The 14,116-nt window shown below is 62.0% G+C and carries 14 protein-coding genes and 1 pseudogene; 9 read left to right on the top strand and 6 right to left on the bottom strand.

The features are described 5' to 3' along the window. Window positions 1-338 precede the first annotated feature (338 nt). A pseudogene (locus ACF8Q6_RS12730) lies at window positions 339-3,562 on the top strand (hypothetical protein). Here ACF8Q6_RS12730 and ACF8Q6_RS12735 read toward each other — a convergent pair. Beyond that, on the bottom strand, window positions 3,526-4,326 hold the full coding sequence (locus ACF8Q6_RS12735) for an IclR family transcriptional regulator (protein ID WP_392490842.1): 801 nt from the start codon (window positions 4,324-4,326) through the stop codon (window positions 3,526-3,528). The pseudogene ACF8Q6_RS12730 and the gene ACF8Q6_RS12735 sit on opposite strands and share 37 nt — an antisense overlap. Window positions 4,327-4,438: 112 nt before the next feature. Between ACF8Q6_RS12735 and hmgA the strand changes: the two genes are divergently transcribed. Genes hmgA through maiA form a run of 3 tightly spaced genes read left to right on the top strand, consistent with a single transcriptional unit; the run spans window position 4,439 to window position 7,681 of the window. Then, window positions 4,439-5,740: a homogentisate 1,2-dioxygenase gene (gene hmgA / locus ACF8Q6_RS12740; protein WP_003251670.1), complete on the top strand. Its 1,302-nt coding sequence runs from the start codon at window positions 4,439-4,441 to the stop codon at window positions 5,738-5,740. A 3-nt stretch (window positions 5,741-5,743) separates the two neighbouring features. Next, the gene (fahA, locus tag ACF8Q6_RS12745; protein WP_014754420.1) at window positions 5,744-7,036 is read left to right on the top strand and encodes a fumarylacetoacetase; all 1,293 of its coding nucleotides are present in this window, start codon (window positions 5,744-5,746) and stop codon (window positions 7,034-7,036) included. A gap of 12 nt (window positions 7,037-7,048) precedes the next feature. Then, entirely contained in the window at window positions 7,049-7,681 is a 633-nt protein-coding gene (gene maiA / locus ACF8Q6_RS12750; RefSeq protein WP_392490843.1) for a maleylacetoacetate isomerase, read from the top strand. On the opposite strand, the gene ACF8Q6_RS12755 is transcribed toward maiA, so the two are convergent. Then, window positions 7,675-8,481, bottom strand: coding sequence for a SirB1 family protein (locus tag ACF8Q6_RS12755; protein ID WP_104962550.1), 807 nt, complete (start codon window positions 8,479-8,481; stop codon window positions 7,675-7,677). The genes maiA and ACF8Q6_RS12755 overlap by 7 nt on opposite strands. A gap of 124 nt (window positions 8,482-8,605) precedes the next feature. Between ACF8Q6_RS12755 and ACF8Q6_RS12760 the strand changes: the two genes are divergently transcribed. After that, the gene (locus ACF8Q6_RS12760; RefSeq protein ID WP_003251677.1) at window positions 8,606-9,625 is read left to right on the top strand and encodes a Glu/Leu/Phe/Val dehydrogenase dimerization domain-containing protein; all 1,020 of its coding nucleotides are present in this window, start codon (window positions 8,606-8,608) and stop codon (window positions 9,623-9,625) included. Window positions 9,626-9,683: 58 nt separating this feature from the next. Here ACF8Q6_RS12760 and ACF8Q6_RS12765 read toward each other — a convergent pair whose 3' ends face one another. Both ACF8Q6_RS12765 and ACF8Q6_RS12770 read right to left on the bottom strand, forming a co-directional pair. Next, the gene (locus ACF8Q6_RS12765) at window positions 9,684-9,947 is read right to left on the bottom strand and encodes a YebG family protein (protein ID WP_003251679.1); all 264 of its coding nucleotides are present in this window, start codon (window positions 9,945-9,947) and stop codon (window positions 9,684-9,686) included. Window positions 9,948-9,956: 9 nt separating this feature from the next. Next, a complete protein-coding gene (locus ACF8Q6_RS12770; RefSeq protein WP_392490844.1) occupies window positions 9,957-10,283 on the bottom strand; it encodes a hypothetical protein in 327 nt (108 codons plus the stop codon). 132 nt (window positions 10,284-10,415) lie between these two features. Here ACF8Q6_RS12770 and ACF8Q6_RS12775 point away from each other — a divergent pair, with 132 nt between their 5' ends. Next, entirely contained in the window at window positions 10,416-10,886 is a 471-nt protein-coding gene (locus tag ACF8Q6_RS12775) for a phosphate-starvation-inducible protein PsiE (protein WP_003251685.1), read from the top strand. Between the two features lie 3 nt (window positions 10,887-10,889). Here the strand turns inward: ACF8Q6_RS12775 and ACF8Q6_RS12780 are convergent, their stop codons facing one another. Both ACF8Q6_RS12780 and ACF8Q6_RS12785 read right to left on the bottom strand, forming a co-directional pair. Beyond that, window positions 10,890-11,180 (bottom strand): DUF3509 domain-containing protein, encoded by a 291-nt coding sequence (locus ACF8Q6_RS12780; protein WP_003251688.1) that lies wholly within the window; start codon window positions 11,178-11,180, stop codon window positions 10,890-10,892. Window positions 11,181-11,301: 121 nt separating this feature from the next. Continuing rightward, a complete protein-coding gene (locus ACF8Q6_RS12785) occupies window positions 11,302-11,649 on the bottom strand; it encodes an HPF/RaiA family ribosome-associated protein (RefSeq protein ID WP_003251689.1) in 348 nt (115 codons plus the stop codon). A gap of 256 nt (window positions 11,650-11,905) precedes the next feature. Here ACF8Q6_RS12785 and ACF8Q6_RS12790 point away from each other — a divergent pair, with 256 nt between their 5' ends. From ACF8Q6_RS12790 to ACF8Q6_RS12800, 3 genes are read left to right on the top strand one after another with little or no spacing between them, the layout of a single operon-like run. Next, window positions 11,906-12,211, top strand: coding sequence for a DUF3649 domain-containing protein (locus ACF8Q6_RS12790; protein ID WP_392490845.1), 306 nt, complete (start codon window positions 11,906-11,908; stop codon window positions 12,209-12,211). Continuing rightward, complete coding sequence (locus ACF8Q6_RS12795; RefSeq protein WP_392490846.1) at window positions 12,208-13,785, top strand: PepSY-associated TM helix domain-containing protein; 1,578 nt, start codon at window positions 12,208-12,210, stop codon at window positions 13,783-13,785. The genes ACF8Q6_RS12790 and ACF8Q6_RS12795 overlap by 4 nt, the downstream gene beginning before the upstream one ends. Then, a complete protein-coding gene (locus tag ACF8Q6_RS12800; RefSeq protein WP_004575362.1) occupies window positions 13,785-14,111 on the top strand; it encodes a DUF3325 domain-containing protein in 327 nt (108 codons plus the stop codon). Before ACF8Q6_RS12795 ends, ACF8Q6_RS12800 begins: the two co-directional genes overlap by 1 nt. Window positions 14,112-14,116: the final 5 nt, after the last annotated feature.

Here is a 14,116-nt window from a genome sequence, read left to right on the forward strand (position 1 = left end):
CGGCGCTGAAAGTCTTGACGGTCACCTGACCGCCAGGATGCATTTTCAGATTTCAAAAAAAAGGCCGCTGCAAGCCGCAGCGGCCAATCGAGACGTCAGATCAAGGAGCTTCAAAATCTACGTCGGTGAACCTCGCAGGCTTGAAAGGCGGGGGGGAGATCCCTTCAAGCCGGCCAGTGAGTCAAGAATAAGCGCTTGATCCGTTAGGAAAAATAGCGTCTGTCGACATTCACCTTTACGTTTCAGGCAACAGTGCCAAGTGCTGGGTAAGCTTCCCTGCGCTATTGCCTTTATCATCCGTTCACTCTGCTGCCTCCTTGTTTTTTGGAGCGCAGTTCATGTCTTTCGATTTCAACCTCGGCAGCCCCGATTTCGGTGAAGGGTGCCCAGGTGCACGCTCTGTGAAAGAACAGGTGAAGGCCATGATGGCCCATGCCCAGGAGCTGCAACAGCTGATGGCTGCGGTTGCGCAATTGGGCAGCCTGATACCGGAGGCGCATCGACAACAGTTCACCGAGCAGAAGCGTTTGCCGTTGGCGGTTGTCGAGTCGCTTGTGCCGCAAAGGCAGTCGGTTCTTGACCAGTGGTGGAAGCAACAGTCCAGATTAAGTTCGAAACCACTTACCCTGGCGTCCCATTTGATCCAGCTGATGTTTGCTGAAACGCGCCTCAAGGCCCTTAGGTTCAAGGCCTGGGAAGCCGGTATCGAGGCCCTTGAGCAGGACGGGGACGTAAACAAGCATGAGGTGTACCTGGTTGCCGGCGATTTGCGTTTTCGTTTGCCGGGCGTCGTCGCCAGCTGTCATGACCTCGAACAGAACCCGGACGCACCTGCGGATTTTCTGATCTACAGCCTGGCCAGCGGTTGCTGGTTCGACACTGAACGCGCGCGCGCAGCCAGCGCACTCGCCCCAGCCTTTGCTGAAGGCAGCCCGTTGCGTTGGCTGTTGTGTTCGCAAGAGCGGGCGGCGTTGTCTACAGAGGGTTTGACACTCGATTTCGTGCCGCTGCAAGTGCCACTTCACAGGTACTTCATCCGTGATCTGCGGGCTTTCCAGCTTAAGGCCACCCAGCGCAGCCTACGGGTAAAGGTCGATGACGCGCGGCGTCTGGCCCAGCTCGACAGTGCGGCTCGGCTTGAGCCTTTGGTGGCTGCGCTGCAGAAACGTGCGACGCGGCATGTGCGAGCGTACCGCACCAGCCTGCTGCCCGAATGGCGGCGGTTCATGCAGGGTGAGGAACTGCGAGCCTATCGACAACTGGAAGATGACCTGCAGGTGAAGGAGCAGCGTTGCACCGAGCGTCTGGCGCAATGGCGCGACCTGCGCAGCTTCGCCAAGATACAAGTCAGGCAAGCCCTTGGCCTGGATATCGACCCCGAGCAGGTACGCGTGTGTGTCAGTCACGTCGATGACCCTGAGCAGGTGATGAAACACACCCTGCTCGATTGGGCGTTGAGTGGTGGCTACAGCGGGGGCCAGCTCAAGGTCGAAGTCCTGGGGGAGCGGCACCGTTCATTGTTGGGAAGCACCTCTATCCAGAGCGTGATCGAAAAACTGGATTTGCGCGTGAACTACGTCGAACAGATCCGTACGCTCTATGACGACGCTTTGACCATGGCCGCACTGTGCGAGGTGCTTGATGCGCGGCTGGCGCTGGCCAATCAGGCCGCTCGTCATCAAGGGTTTCACCCGGCTGGGTTCGATCTGCTGCACCACGCACGCCAGGGGAACATGCAGGCCAATGCCATCAGCGCCGGCCTGGTTTGCCTCAATGGTGCGCAAACGCCCTTGAAGGATCTGCTGTGTCTGGTGCAGGGCGATCAGTACTTGCTCTACGCCCCTGGTGCACCCGGAGGCGATTTTCATCTTTTCGATTCACTCCAGGAAATGGCACTCGAAATCGGTAGCTGGACCTTGTGGCCGGTAGGCAGTGAGTACCTGCTGGGGCAATGCTCGCGGGCCCAGCATGATTCGCTCAAACGCCATTTGCGCAAGGTCGAGATGCTGCCCACGACTGGTCCATGCACAGCGTGACGCTCGCGTCGATCAAGTCGCAGCAGTGGCCGGATGTGCTCAATGCCCTGGCCAGGCGCAAGATCACTGCCCTGATCGAGGACCAGCAGGCCACCACGCCAAGCTGGTTCATCAACGCCAGTCGTGCCGAGCAGCAGGCACTGGTTGATATCGATCAACTGCTCAAGCTGGCGCAGGCCAGGTACCAGTCGCTGATGAAGATGCCGAGTTTTCGCACCTTCGCCCATCGACAGGTGACGGAAAAAATCAACTCATACCCGGGCAATCGCGGCGGCGCAATCAACCCGGATCAGGTATTGATAACGCTGGAAGAGGATGCCATTCGCACACTGACACAGACCGTCATCAAAGGTTATCCCACGTATTACAATTTCTCCGACTTTGCCCGCATCACCTCGGCTACCGGCCAGGATATCTCGCACCTGAGCCCGGCGCTGCTGGGGAGCTACATTCGTGCTGCCGACCTGGGCATCAAGTACATCGAAGAAGTGAAAGCGCAGTTACTCGACCGCTCCAGGCCGGAATATGAAAGGCTCAGGCAGTGTTATCGCACGCTCTTTGCTTTGAAGATCAGGCGTGCCGTGCTCAGTGAGAAACTTCAGGGCCGATTGTCGGGCCGCCATGCGCAGTGGCTGGAATCGGTGATCGACAGTTTTTCGGGGACCTCGATCGACGCGGCGTGCAACCTTTATCCGTTGTGGATGGACGATTGCCCTGTTCAAGGTGCCTACCTGCTGAAGCATGCTCGTGACCGCGAGCTTGAGCCTTTGGTCTATCTGCCAGAAATCGAGCAAGGCCCCACGCTGCGGACCCTCAGCGAGCTGGCAAGGACTTGGCGTGAGCACGACTTGGCAGGTTATTGCCAAGACCGCGTGCCGTTATCGAGCCAGTCGCGCTTGAACGCATGGATCGAAGAGCAACTGCGCGCCGGGGATGGCATTGAGCTGGTGCTGGACGCCGTTGCCCGAGGCAGGGGCGTGCGGCCGCCGATAGGGGAGACCGGGCGTATCGGGGATCCTGTCCAGGACCTGGAGAAACGTATCAGGCGGATGATCAACGAAGCCGCTGAAGACAGCGCCGGTGCTGCCGAGCGTATTTCGGCCGTGGTGGTGGAGTGGGGGATTGTACTGGCCGGCATCCTCACCGTGCCGTTTCCGCCGGCGGCTATGGCCGTCGGGCTGTTCTGTGCAGCCAGGTCCTTTGTCACCGGCGCCATCGCGTGGAGCGATGGCGACCGTTCCGCCGCCTTGCTGTCGTTCGCGGCGGGGGTTGCAGGAACGGTGGCTTCCACGGGGGTTTTGGCGCGGCTGTTCGGTGCCGCGCAGAAATACATCACCGTACTTTCCCGGGCAGAGGTATCGCAGCCCACGGCCTTCTCGCGTGTGATCGGGCGGCTATGCGATGACTACGGCGATTTGGTGAGCGAGGTGGCACCCGCCCTTTATGACGGCTTCTCTCAGGAACTGCTCTGGCTCGTCGAGGCGGAAACTCAAGACGTCGAGGCGCAGTGTGGATTGTCCGCATAACCCATGCGCCAGCTCACGGTTCGTGCGGCCGTGAGCAGGCGCTGCGCCGCCGGTCCATGTTCATCGGCATGGAAGATCGACGTCGGCCCGACCACGGTCATCACCGCGGCGATCTGCCCCAGGGCGTTGAATACTGGCGCCGACAGCGCATCCACCCCTGGCATCAGCAGGCCATGCACATGGTGCAGGCCCTGTTCGCGGATGCCGGCCAGCAGTGTGTCGTAGTCATTGGCGGTTTGTTGCAAAGCGGCCAGTTCCCTGTCGCGCAGCTCCTGGGTTTCTCGCTCGGGCAGGTAGGCGGCGAATACCAGCCCGGTGGACGAGCTGAGCAACGGCAGCACCGAACCGATCTGGGTCACCACGGTGACCGCGCGCACGGCAGGTTCGATGCTTACCACCGTGGCCCCCTGGTTGCCCCACACGGCGATGAAGCAGCTTTCGTTGAGTTCATCTCGCAACTGCGACAACGGCATTGCCGCCACCTTCAGCACATCGATGCTGCCCAGCGCCGCCAGCCCCACCCGCAATGCCTCGCGCCCCAGCCCGTAATGGTTGGTGGCCGCATCCTGTTCGGCAAAACCACTCGCAATCAGTGCCTGCAGGTAGCGATGCACTTTGCTTGCAGGCATCTGCACGTGCTCGGCCAGGCGTGATAGTGAAGTCGAGGGTGAGAGTTCGGCGAGGGCCTTGAGGATGTCGGTGCCGACTTCCGCCGAGCGGACCTTCTGCTTGCCGGTGTCGGTGGGGGAGCTGGCTTTGGCCATGGGAGGGGAGGTTCCGGATTTATCGTGTCGCCTTTATAGCTTGACGCCTTGAGCGGAGCAAATTACGTTATTCGTAATTTGATTACGATAAAAACAAAATCCGGAGGCATCGATGAACCGCGACACGTCGCCCGACCTTCACTACCTGAGCGGCTTCGGCAACGAATTCGCCAGCGAAGCATTGCCCGGGGCGCTGCCTGTCGGGCAGAACTCCCCGCAGAAGGCCCCGTATGGCCTGTATGCCGAGCTGCTGTCGGGCACGGCGTTCACCATGGCCCGCAGCGAGCTGCGCCGTACCTGGCTGTACCGCATTCGCCCTTCTGCCTTGCACCCACGCTTCGAGCGCTTGGCGCGCCAGCCGCTCGGCGGGCCACTGGGTGGCATCAACCCCAACCGCCTGCGTTGGAGCCCGCAGCCGATTCCTGCTGAACCGACCGATTTCATCGAAGGTTGGCTGCCCATGGCTGCCAACGCCGCAGCGGAAAAACCGGCTGGCGTGAGCATCTACATCTACTGCGCCAACCGGTCCATGGAACGGGTGTTCTTCAACGCGGACGGTGAACTGCTACTGGTGCCGGAACAGGGGCGCCTGCGCATCGCCACCGAACTGGGCGTGATGGAGGTCGAACCGCTGGAAATTGCGGTGATCCCACGTGGCATGAAGTTCCGCGTCGAACTGCTCGACGGCCAGGCCCGTGGCTATATCGCGGAAAACCACGGTGCGCCGCTGCGCCTGCCGGACCTGGGCCCGATCGGCAGCAACGGCCTGGCCAACCCCCGCGACTTCCTCACGCCTGTGGCCCACTACGAAGAAGCGGAAGGCCCGGTGCAACTGGTACAGAAGTTCCTGGGTGAGCACTGGGCCTGCGAGCTGCAGCACTCGCCACTGGACGTTGTGGCCTGGCATGGCAGCAACGTGCCGTACAAGTATGACCTGCGCCGCTTCAACACCATCGGCACCGTCAGCTTCGACCACCCGGACCCCTCGATCTTCACCGTGCTCACCTCGCCAACCAGCGTGCATGGCATGGCCAACATGGACTTCGTGATTTTCCCGCCACGCTGGATGGTGGCCGAGAACACCTTCCGTCCGCCATGGTTCCACCGCAACCTGATGAACGAGTTCATGGGCCTGATCAATGGCGCCTACGACGCCAAGGCCGAGGGCTTCCTGCCGGGTGGTGCCTCGTTGCACGGGGTGATGAGTGCCCATGGCCCCGACGCTGAAACCTGTGAAAAGGCCATTGCCGCTGACCTGGCGCCGCACAAGATCGACAACACCATGGCCTTCATGTTCGAGACCAGCCAGGTGTTGCGCCCGAGCCTGCAAGCCCTTGAATGCCCGCAATTGCAGGCCGACTACGATAGTTGCTGGGCGACCTTGCCGAGCACCTTCAACCCGAACCGGAGATAACCCATGAACCACACTGCCAATGCCCGTAGTTGGGTCGAGCACGCCAACGGGCACAGCGACTTCCCGCTGCAGAACCTGCCCTTGGGCATCTTCAGCCGGCCGGGTGAAGCCAGGCGCTGTGGCGTGGCGATCGGCGACGCGATCCTCGACCTGGAGGCGGTGCTGGCCGCCGGCCTGTTCGACGGGGCGGCCAAGGCCGCCGTTGAAGCCACCCGCGGCGGGGCTTTGAACGCCTTCTTCGCTTTGGGCCGCAATGCCCGCGTAGCCCTGCGCGAGCGTTTGCAGGTGTTGCTCGATGAGCACAGCGAACACCAGGCGGCCTTGAAGCCGGCGTTGTTCCTGGCCAGTGACTGCCAGCTGCACGTGCCGGCGCAGATCGGTGACTACACCGATTTCTACGTTGGCATCGAGCATGCGAAGAACGTGGGTAAACTGTTCCGCCCCGACAACCCACTGCTGCCCAACTACAAGTACGTGCCGATCGGTTATCACGGCCGCGCCTCCACCATCCGGCCGTCCGGCACCGACGTGCGCCGGCCCAAGGGCCAGACCCTGCCGGCCGGGCACACCGAGCCGAGCTTCGGCCCTTGCGCTCGTCTGGACTACGAACTGGAACTGGGTATCTGGATTGGTCAGGGCAATGACATGGGCCAGGCAATTCCGGTAGGCGATGCCGCCGAGCACGTAGCCGGCCTGTGCCTGCTCAACGATTGGTCGGCGCGCGATATCCAGGCTTGGGAATACCAGCCACTGGGGCCGTTCCTGTCCAAGAGCTTCATCACCACCATTTCGCCTTGGGTGGTCACCGCCGAAGCGTTGGAGCCGTTCCGCTGTGCTCAGCCGGCACGCCCCGAAGGTGACCCGCAGCCGCTTTCGTACCTGCTGGACAAGCGCGACCAGGCCAGTGGTGCATTTGATATCGAACTCGAAGTGCTGCTGCTGACCGAGCGCATGCGTGAGCAGGGCATTGCCCCGCACCGCCTGACCCTGAGCAACACCCGCAGCATGTACTGGACCGTGGCGCAGCTGGTGGCGCATCACAGCGTCAACGGCTGCCAACTGCAGCCAGGTGACCTGTTCGGTTCGGGCACGCTGTCGGGCGCCACGCCGGGATCGTTCGGTAGCCTGCTGGAGATCACCGAAGGCGGCAAACTGCCGGTCGAGCTGGCCAGCGGCGAAGTGCGTAAATTCCTCGAAGACGGCGACGAAATCATCCTGCGTGCCCGCTGCACACGTGACGGCGTAGCCAGCATCGGTTTCGGTGAATGCCGCGGCACGGTCATCGCAGCCAACTGAGGAGGCAGGGGTATGGAGCTGTACACCTATTACCGTTCCACCTCGTCCTACCGGGTGCGCATTGCCCTGGCACTGAAGGGGCTGGCTTACCAGTCCCTGCCGGTCAACCTGCTGCAGGGTGAGCAGCGCGGCGAGGGCTATGTAGCCGTCAACCCGCAGGGCCGCGTACCGGCCTTGCGCACCGACGGTGGTGAAGTGCTGGTGCAGTCGCCGGCGATCATCGAGTACCTGGAAGAGGTTTATCCACAGCCTGCGTTGCTGCCGGCCACCGCCGAGGCACGGGCCAAGGTACGTGGGGTGGCGGCCATCATTGGTTGCGACATTCATCCGCTGCACAACGTCAGTGTGCTCAACCGGTTGCGCCAGGCCGGTCAGGATGAGGGGCAGGTCAACCAGTGGATCGGCCACTGGATCAGCCAAGGGCTCGCGGCAGTGGAGCAACTGATTGGCGATCACGGTTTCTGCTTTGGCGATACGCCTGGGCTGGCGGATGTGTACCTGATCCCGCAGTTGTATGCGGCCGAACGCTTCAATATCGACCTCGCCAGCTTCCCGCGCATCCTGCGGGTTGCCGCACTGGCGGCCAAGCACCCGGCGTTCGCCAAGGCCCACCCCGCCCAGCAGCCGGACAGCCCGGCTCAGTGAAGTGAACGGTTCGCCGCCGGAAGCTTGCCGATTCGCTCGGACAGCTTCAGGCGCTGGACCGGGTCTTCCGTCAGCAGCAATGCATGCTCCAGGTCGAAGCGCTCGGCCTGTGGGCAATCCAGATGATGGTAGAGCGAGGCGCGGGTCATGTAGTCGCTTACCTGCACCGGGCCCAACTGCATGATTCGCTCTGCATCGATCAACGCCGCCAGGTGGTTGTCGTTACTGATGTGCAGTTGGCGCAGGTTGCGTGACAGGCGTTGCAGCATCTGCAGCGGGCTGGCGCTGCGCAGGTGCTCGGCGGTCAGCGCCAGGTGCGGGCCGAACTGGCGCGCCAGCAATTCGCGGCAGTCGCTGGGGTACAGGCGCCGGCCGCCGCAGGGATCGAGCAGGTGGTCGGCACCCGGCACGCGCAGCAGGAAATGGCCAGGGAAGCCCACACCCTCCAGCGGTATGGACAGGCGCCTGGCCAGTTCCAACGCGAGGATGGCCAGGGTCAGTGGTTGGCCGCGGCGGCGCTGCAGTACCTTGTCCATCATCGCCGCATGGGGGCGCAGGGGGTGATATTCATCCTGCTGAAAGCCCAGCGCATTGAGCTGGCGCAGCAGTGGCTGGGCCAGTTCGCAGAGTGGAAGCATCGGCAGGTTGGCGCTTATCTCGCGCTGCAGGTCGTGCAGCGCAGCAAGGCTGGCCGCGGGCTCGACACCCGGGTCGTGCTCGGCAGCAATCCACAATGCGGCTTCCAGCAGGTCGACAGGCTCGCGTTCCAGGCAGGCCAGGCAGGCTTGACGTGGCTTCATGGGGCATCTCCACACACGTTTGAGTATTAGCCGTGGCGCGTGGTTTCGTCCAGTGGTCCGGCGGCGGCGTCAACGCCGAGGCCGTGCCTATACTGGAAGGAGCACCTCGTAGGGGAGCCGGTCGATGTTCGCGCTGATGCAAAGCACCCGTACCCAGTCACTGCACCTGTTCAATGACCCGCCTACGGGCCTGAAAGCCGTTGTGGCAATCCACAGTGAGCATTTGGGCCCGGCCATGGGGGGGTGCCGCTACCTGCCTTACGCCGATGACGAAAGCGCCATGACCGACGCGATTCGCCTGGCCCAGGGCATGAGCTACAAGGCAGCACTGGCCGGCTTACCGATGGGGGGTGGCAAAGCGGTGATCATGCGCAACCCGCATGTGGAAAACCGCGCCGCGCTGTTCGAGGCCTTTGGCCGCTTCATCGATACCTTGCATGGGCGCTTCATCATCGCCGTGGACAGTGGCACCTCGACCTTGGACATGGACTGCATTGCCCACAGCACGCCCTACGTGACCAGCACCACTGCGTCGGGCGACCCATCGCCACATGCGGCGATGGGGGTATTCGCGGGCATACGTGCCACAACCTCGTTCCGGCTGGGCAGCGATGACCTGAGAGGCTTGCGGGTAGCGGTGCAGGGGTTGGGCAATGTCGGTTATGCACTGGCGGAGCAATTGCATGCGGTGGGCGCGGAGCTGCTGGTCAGCGACCTTGACCCGGGGCGGGTGCGGCTGGCGATGGAGCAGTTCGATGCCAAACCGGTGACCAACGATGCGTTGATCAGTACTCCTTGCGATATCTTTGCACCCTGCGGCGTGGGCCCGGTACTGAACGGGCAGAGCGTGATGCAACTGCGTTGTGCGGCAGTGGCGGGGGCGGCCAACAACCAGCTGACGACCTTGCAGGTGGCAGACCAGCTGGAGTCGCGCGGCATATTGTATGCACCTGACTACGTGATCAATGCCGGTGGGCTGATCTATGTGGCACTCACCCACCGTGGCGAAGACCAAGGCACCATTACTGCGCACCTGGCGCGGATCCCTTCACGGCTGACCGAAGTGTTTGGCCATGCGCAGGCGGAGAAGCGTTCCCCGGCAAGGGTGGCACAGATGTTGGCGGAGCGGTTGTTGTATGGCTGAAGGTTGCTGATGGCGTTGTTGGCCACTTCGCCGGTAAACCCGCACACCTCGGGCGATATCACTCGGCAGCAGTACCCTCAAGCAATTCGGCCAATGCATCCGGCTGGCTTTTGAACGCCCGGGCAAACACGTCGCGGTTCTTCGCCATGTAGATACCGGCTTCCTCGACCTGCTGCTCGGTCAGCGACGGCACCGCCTTGTGCAACACTTCGGCCAGGCGCTCGGCCAGCTCGAGCATTTTGTCGTGACGGTCTGCTTCGGCCTTATCCATGAACAAGCGCTCCGGGTCGCGGCTGCTGCGGTACACCACTTCGACGGCCATTCATCACCTCTATGCCTTTTTGCTGGTTGTGTTGCGGTTTACTGTATCTATATACAGTAATGGCAATGCGGGTTGGTTCGCAAGCAGAAATTGTAGCGTGGCACAGACCGAGCGCTGCGCGCGCACCTTTGCCAGGAACAATTGGTTCGAAACAGATGTATGAGCGGGCTTGCCCGCGAATGCGGTGGCGGCTGCGACGGTGAATGATCGGGAGCTATTGGCCGGACCTTCCGGCACATTAACCAGCCTTAGTGCGAAGTTCCTGGGCTCAGCGGGCATCTGCACCTGAACCAGTGCCGACTCAAGCAGAGGCCGCAGCGCCTCCATTTCATGCATCGTGCCACGCCTCAAGGTGCCTTGCGGCAATCGGTCGCCTTCCAAGACAGGGGCTTGGCCCTTTAACTGCATGGCACAAGCGTCACATCAGCGACGCATCATCCTTAAAGACGTATCGGGGAATGGAACATCGTGAACATCAAATGGGCAGAAAAACTGCGCAAGGGCCTGCACGGCTCGGCCGACTCGCTGGGCAACCTGTGCGTCGAGGCGTTCCATTACCTGGCGCTGTTCGGCATTGGTGCGATCACCGCCTACGCGGCGGTGGTGACGTTCCTGGACATGCTGGGCAAGGGCGGAATCAGTGTCGATGACATCCTGCTGTTGTTCATCTACCTGGAGCTGGGGGCGATGGTGGGGATCTACTTCAAGACCAACCACATGCCGATCCGCTTCCTGCTGTACGTGGCAATCACCGCGCTCACTCGCCTGCTGATCGGCGATGTTTCGCACCACAAGGCACCCGATGAAGGGCTGTTGTACCTGTGCGGCGGCATCCTGTTGCTGGCGTTCTCGATCCTGGTGGTGCGCTACGCTTCGTACCGCTACCCCTCGACCAAGGTGCTGGACGCCAACGGCAAGGCAGTGGAGGAGGGCAAGTAGCCCTCAGTTGGCAATGAAATGGCGCGGCTCGTGGCGGGCGTCACGGGTCAGCGCGGCCAGCACTTGCAGGGGGTTCTGGCTGAGTTCGATCGCAAGGCCCAGGCGGATGCTGTCGATCACCCGTTGCAGGCGCACCGGGTCGTTGCGTTGGGCCGGGGTGATGAGGCGCTTGGCGACCACGCCGGCGTCGTCGGACAGGGTCAGCATGATACTGCCGTCGAGGTTTGCAATGCTCAGGTTCACCCGGTATTCGGGCGCGAATGCAGCACTGATTCGTTCGAATGGGTTGTTCATGGTCTTGCTTCTGCGTTGAGTGAATGCAGAGGTTGACCGGGACGTTCGCACGTTGGTTCAGCGCCATTGATCGGCACAAACGAAAACGCCCGGCTCAAGGCCGGGCGTTTTGCATTGCCGATCAGGCGTCCGGGTCACTCAGTTCCAAGACGCCGCGCTTGCTGCGCAGCTTGCCGTAGAAGTGCTCCAGCGCGTGATTGAGCTTGGTGGCGGCACCGTCGACTGCCTGGTCCAGCGAACTGGCGGTGTGGGTCACGGAAATCGGTTGGTGGCCTTTCGGGCGAGCCTCCATCTGGCAGCGTTTGTCATGCGGTCCGGGCTTGACGCCGTTCTCGTCGCGCAGGTGAACCTCGATGCGGGTGAGGTCTTCTTCGTAACGTTCCAGCGAGTTCTGCAGTGTGCTGCGGACCCACTGGTCGAGCCGGGCGTTACCGTCGAAATCGTTGCTGCTGTTGACCTGGATTTGCATGATTCAATCCTTATTCAGCTTGCTCGCATGGAGACGCGCCTAGGCCCTTGAGACCCTTGGAATTTCTGCGCCTCTTGACTCTAAGGTCAGGCAACTGCGGAATGAATTCAAGCCCTTTTTGAAAATAAATTTCTTGTTGCAACTGGGCTTACCGTGACGCGTGGCTCGTACGGCCAAATGGGTAGAGGGGGCTGGGCTTTGCTTATGAGAATTGAAATCATTATTATTGCAGCCCCAAGAACGCCCGGACCTCGCCATGACGCGCAAAACCGCCGGCCTCCCGCTCAGCTATCGCCTGGCCGTGACATCCCGTAGCCTGGCCGCGCTGCTGGGCGGCTATCTGCTGGCGTCCCTTGCGAGCGTCTGTATTGCCTTGCTGGCGCCACTGCCCAAGGTCGATGCCACGCTCACCGGCCTGCTGCTGTCGTTCGTCTTCTACCTGCTGGCGTTCATCTGGTGTTTCGCCTGCCGCAGCGCCTGGCGTGCCTGGTTGGGCGTATTGGCGCCAAGCCTGCTGCTGGGCGTGATCAGCGGCGTTGCCTACTGGATGAAAAACCCATGAAAGAAGGCTTCCGCCAGGCCATGGCCTGGCTGCACACCTGGACCGGCCTGATCTTCGGCTGGCTGTTGTTCGCCATCTTCCTTACCGGCACGCTGTCGTACTTCAAGGAAGAAATCACTCATTGGTCGCAGCCTGAAGTGCGCAGCCATGCCCTGGACCCGATCAATAGCCTGGCAGTCGCTCAACGTTACCTGCAGGACAATGCAGGGCATTCGAGTACCTGGTTCATTCGCATGCCGAACGAACGGGAGGCCGCCTTGAGTGTGGGCTACCGCGACCCCAGTGGCGGCCCGCGTGGCTTCGTCAGGAAAACCCTCGATACCCAGACCGGCCAGCCGGTGGACGCACGTGACAGCCGCGGTGGTGAGTTCTTCTACCGCTTTCACTTCCAGCTTCAGATGCCTTACCCGGTTGGCCGTTGGCTCTCGACGTTCTGCGCTTTCATCATGCTGCTGGGGTTGGTCACCGGCATCATTACCCACAAGAAGATCTTCAAGGAGTTCTTCACTTTCCGCCCTGGCAAGGGGCAGCGTTCCTGGCTGGACGGGCACAACGCCATCGGCGTGCTGGTGCTGCCGTTTCACCTGATGATCAGCTACAGCAGCCTGGTGCTGTTCATGTACATGGTGATGCCGGCGGGCATCATGGCCAGCTACGGCAATGACACCGACAAGTACTTCAACGACCTGTTTGGCCGCAACGATGCGCCCAAGGCGGCCCAGGTGGCCACGCCGCTGGTAGCGCTGCCGAACCTGTACGCCAAGGTGCAGGCGCTGCAGCCGGGGGCGCGTGTCGGCAACATCCAGGTGCAGAACCCGGGCGACAGCAATGCCCGCGTCACCTTCACCCAATCGGCAGCCGACCACGTGGCTTATCGGCGTAGCGCCAACTGGACATTCGATGGGGCCAGTGGTGCGCTGTTGAGCCAGGGCAAGCCAGAGAGCGGGGTAATGATGACCGCCTTCAGTTTCGCCGGCCTGCACATGGGTAACTTTGCCGGGCCTTGGCTGCGCTGGCTGTACTTCTTCTTTGGCGTGGCCGGTACTGCGGTGATTGGTACCGGGTTGGTGATGTGGTTGGGCAAGCGCCAGCTCAAGCACGCCAAGAACGGGCATATGCCAGGTGAGCTGCGTTTGGTCGAAGTGCTCAATATTGCCAGCATGAGCGGCTTGTTGCTGGCGGTGGCGAGCTTCTTCTGGGCCAACCGCCTGGTGCCCATGGCTGTCGAAGGCCGGGCCGATTGGGAGGTCAATGCTTTCTTCATCGCCTGGGGCCTGTCGCTGGTGCACGCCGTGCTGCGTAGCGGGCGCAAGGCCTGGGGCGAGCAACTGGCGCTGGGGGCGCTGGCCTTCGCCCTGCTGCCGGTGCTCAATGGCCTGACGACTGACCGGGGCTTGAACCATTCGGTACTGGAGGGTGACTGGGCCATGGCCGGCTTCGATCTGACAGCCCTGGGGACTGGCCTGTTTCTGGCCTGGCTGGCCCACAAGATGCTGGCCAGCCCAACCCCCGTAGCCAAGCGCGCGGCGCGTGCGACAAAAAAGTCGAGCATTGAAACGGTGGAGGTGAGCTGATGCTGGGTAACGCACTGATTGCCTTTGCGGGCTTCGTTGCCCTGTGCCTGGCGATGGAAAAGCACTTCAGCGACTTGCTCGGGCGCAAGCCGAGCCCTAGGCACTTGCTCCTGTTACGTGTTGCAGGTTGGCTGCTGCTGATGCTGTCGCTGGTGCTCAGCGTGTACCTGCGTGGCTGGGCCCTCGGCCTGGTGGAGTGGACCGCAGTGATGATGGCCGGGGTAACACTGTGGGTGTTCGGCCTGCCGTACCAGCCTCGTCTGCTGCTGGGCCTGGCTGCCGTCAGCGTGGTGCTGGGCCCCATGCTGGCCGTATCTGCTGCGTGATCCCT

The sequence above is a fragment of the Pseudomonas sp. GLN_2 genome (genome assembly GCF_043106005.1).
GTDB classification, from domain to species: Bacteria; Pseudomonadota; Gammaproteobacteria; order Pseudomonadales; family Pseudomonadaceae; genus Aquipseudomonas; species Aquipseudomonas alloputida.

Excerpts from the sequence above, each read along its gene's own strand:
- fahA (WP_014754420.1), top strand. The coding sequence starts at position 5,744 with ATGAACCACACTGCCAATGCCCGTAGTTGGGTCGAGCACGCCAACGGG.
- ACF8Q6_RS12735 (WP_392490842.1), bottom strand. The coding sequence starts at position 4,326 with ATGGCCAAAGCCAGCTCCCCCACCGACACCGGCAAGCAGAAGGTCCGC.
- ACF8Q6_RS12780 (WP_003251688.1), bottom strand. The coding sequence starts at position 11,180 with ATGAACAACCCATTCGAACGAATCAGTGCTGCATTCGCGCCCGAATAC.
- hmgA (WP_003251670.1), top strand. The coding sequence starts at position 4,439 with ATGAACCGCGACACGTCGCCCGACCTTCACTACCTGAGCGGCTTCGGC.
- ACF8Q6_RS12795 (WP_392490846.1), top strand. The coding sequence starts at position 12,208 with ATGAAAGAAGGCTTCCGCCAGGCCATGGCCTGGCTGCACACCTGGACC.
- ACF8Q6_RS12790 (WP_392490845.1), top strand. The coding sequence starts at position 11,906 with ATGACGCGCAAAACCGCCGGCCTCCCGCTCAGCTATCGCCTGGCCGTG.
- ACF8Q6_RS12770 (WP_392490844.1), bottom strand. The coding sequence starts at position 10,283 with ATGCATGAAATGGAGGCGCTGCGGCCTCTGCTTGAGTCGGCACTGGTT.
- ACF8Q6_RS12765 (WP_003251679.1), bottom strand. The coding sequence starts at position 9,947 with ATGGCCGTCGAAGTGGTGTACCGCAGCAGCCGCGACCCGGAGCGCTTG.
- ACF8Q6_RS12785 (WP_003251689.1), bottom strand. The coding sequence starts at position 11,649 with ATGCAAATCCAGGTCAACAGCAGCAACGATTTCGACGGTAACGCCCGG.
- maiA (WP_392490843.1), top strand. The coding sequence starts at position 7,049 with ATGGAGCTGTACACCTATTACCGTTCCACCTCGTCCTACCGGGTGCGC.
- ACF8Q6_RS12755 (WP_104962550.1), bottom strand. The coding sequence starts at position 8,481 with ATGAAGCCACGTCAAGCCTGCCTGGCCTGCCTGGAACGCGAGCCTGTC.
- ACF8Q6_RS12800 (WP_004575362.1), top strand. The coding sequence starts at position 13,785 with ATGCTGGGTAACGCACTGATTGCCTTTGCGGGCTTCGTTGCCCTGTGC.
- ACF8Q6_RS12760 (WP_003251677.1), top strand. The coding sequence starts at position 8,606 with ATGTTCGCGCTGATGCAAAGCACCCGTACCCAGTCACTGCACCTGTTC.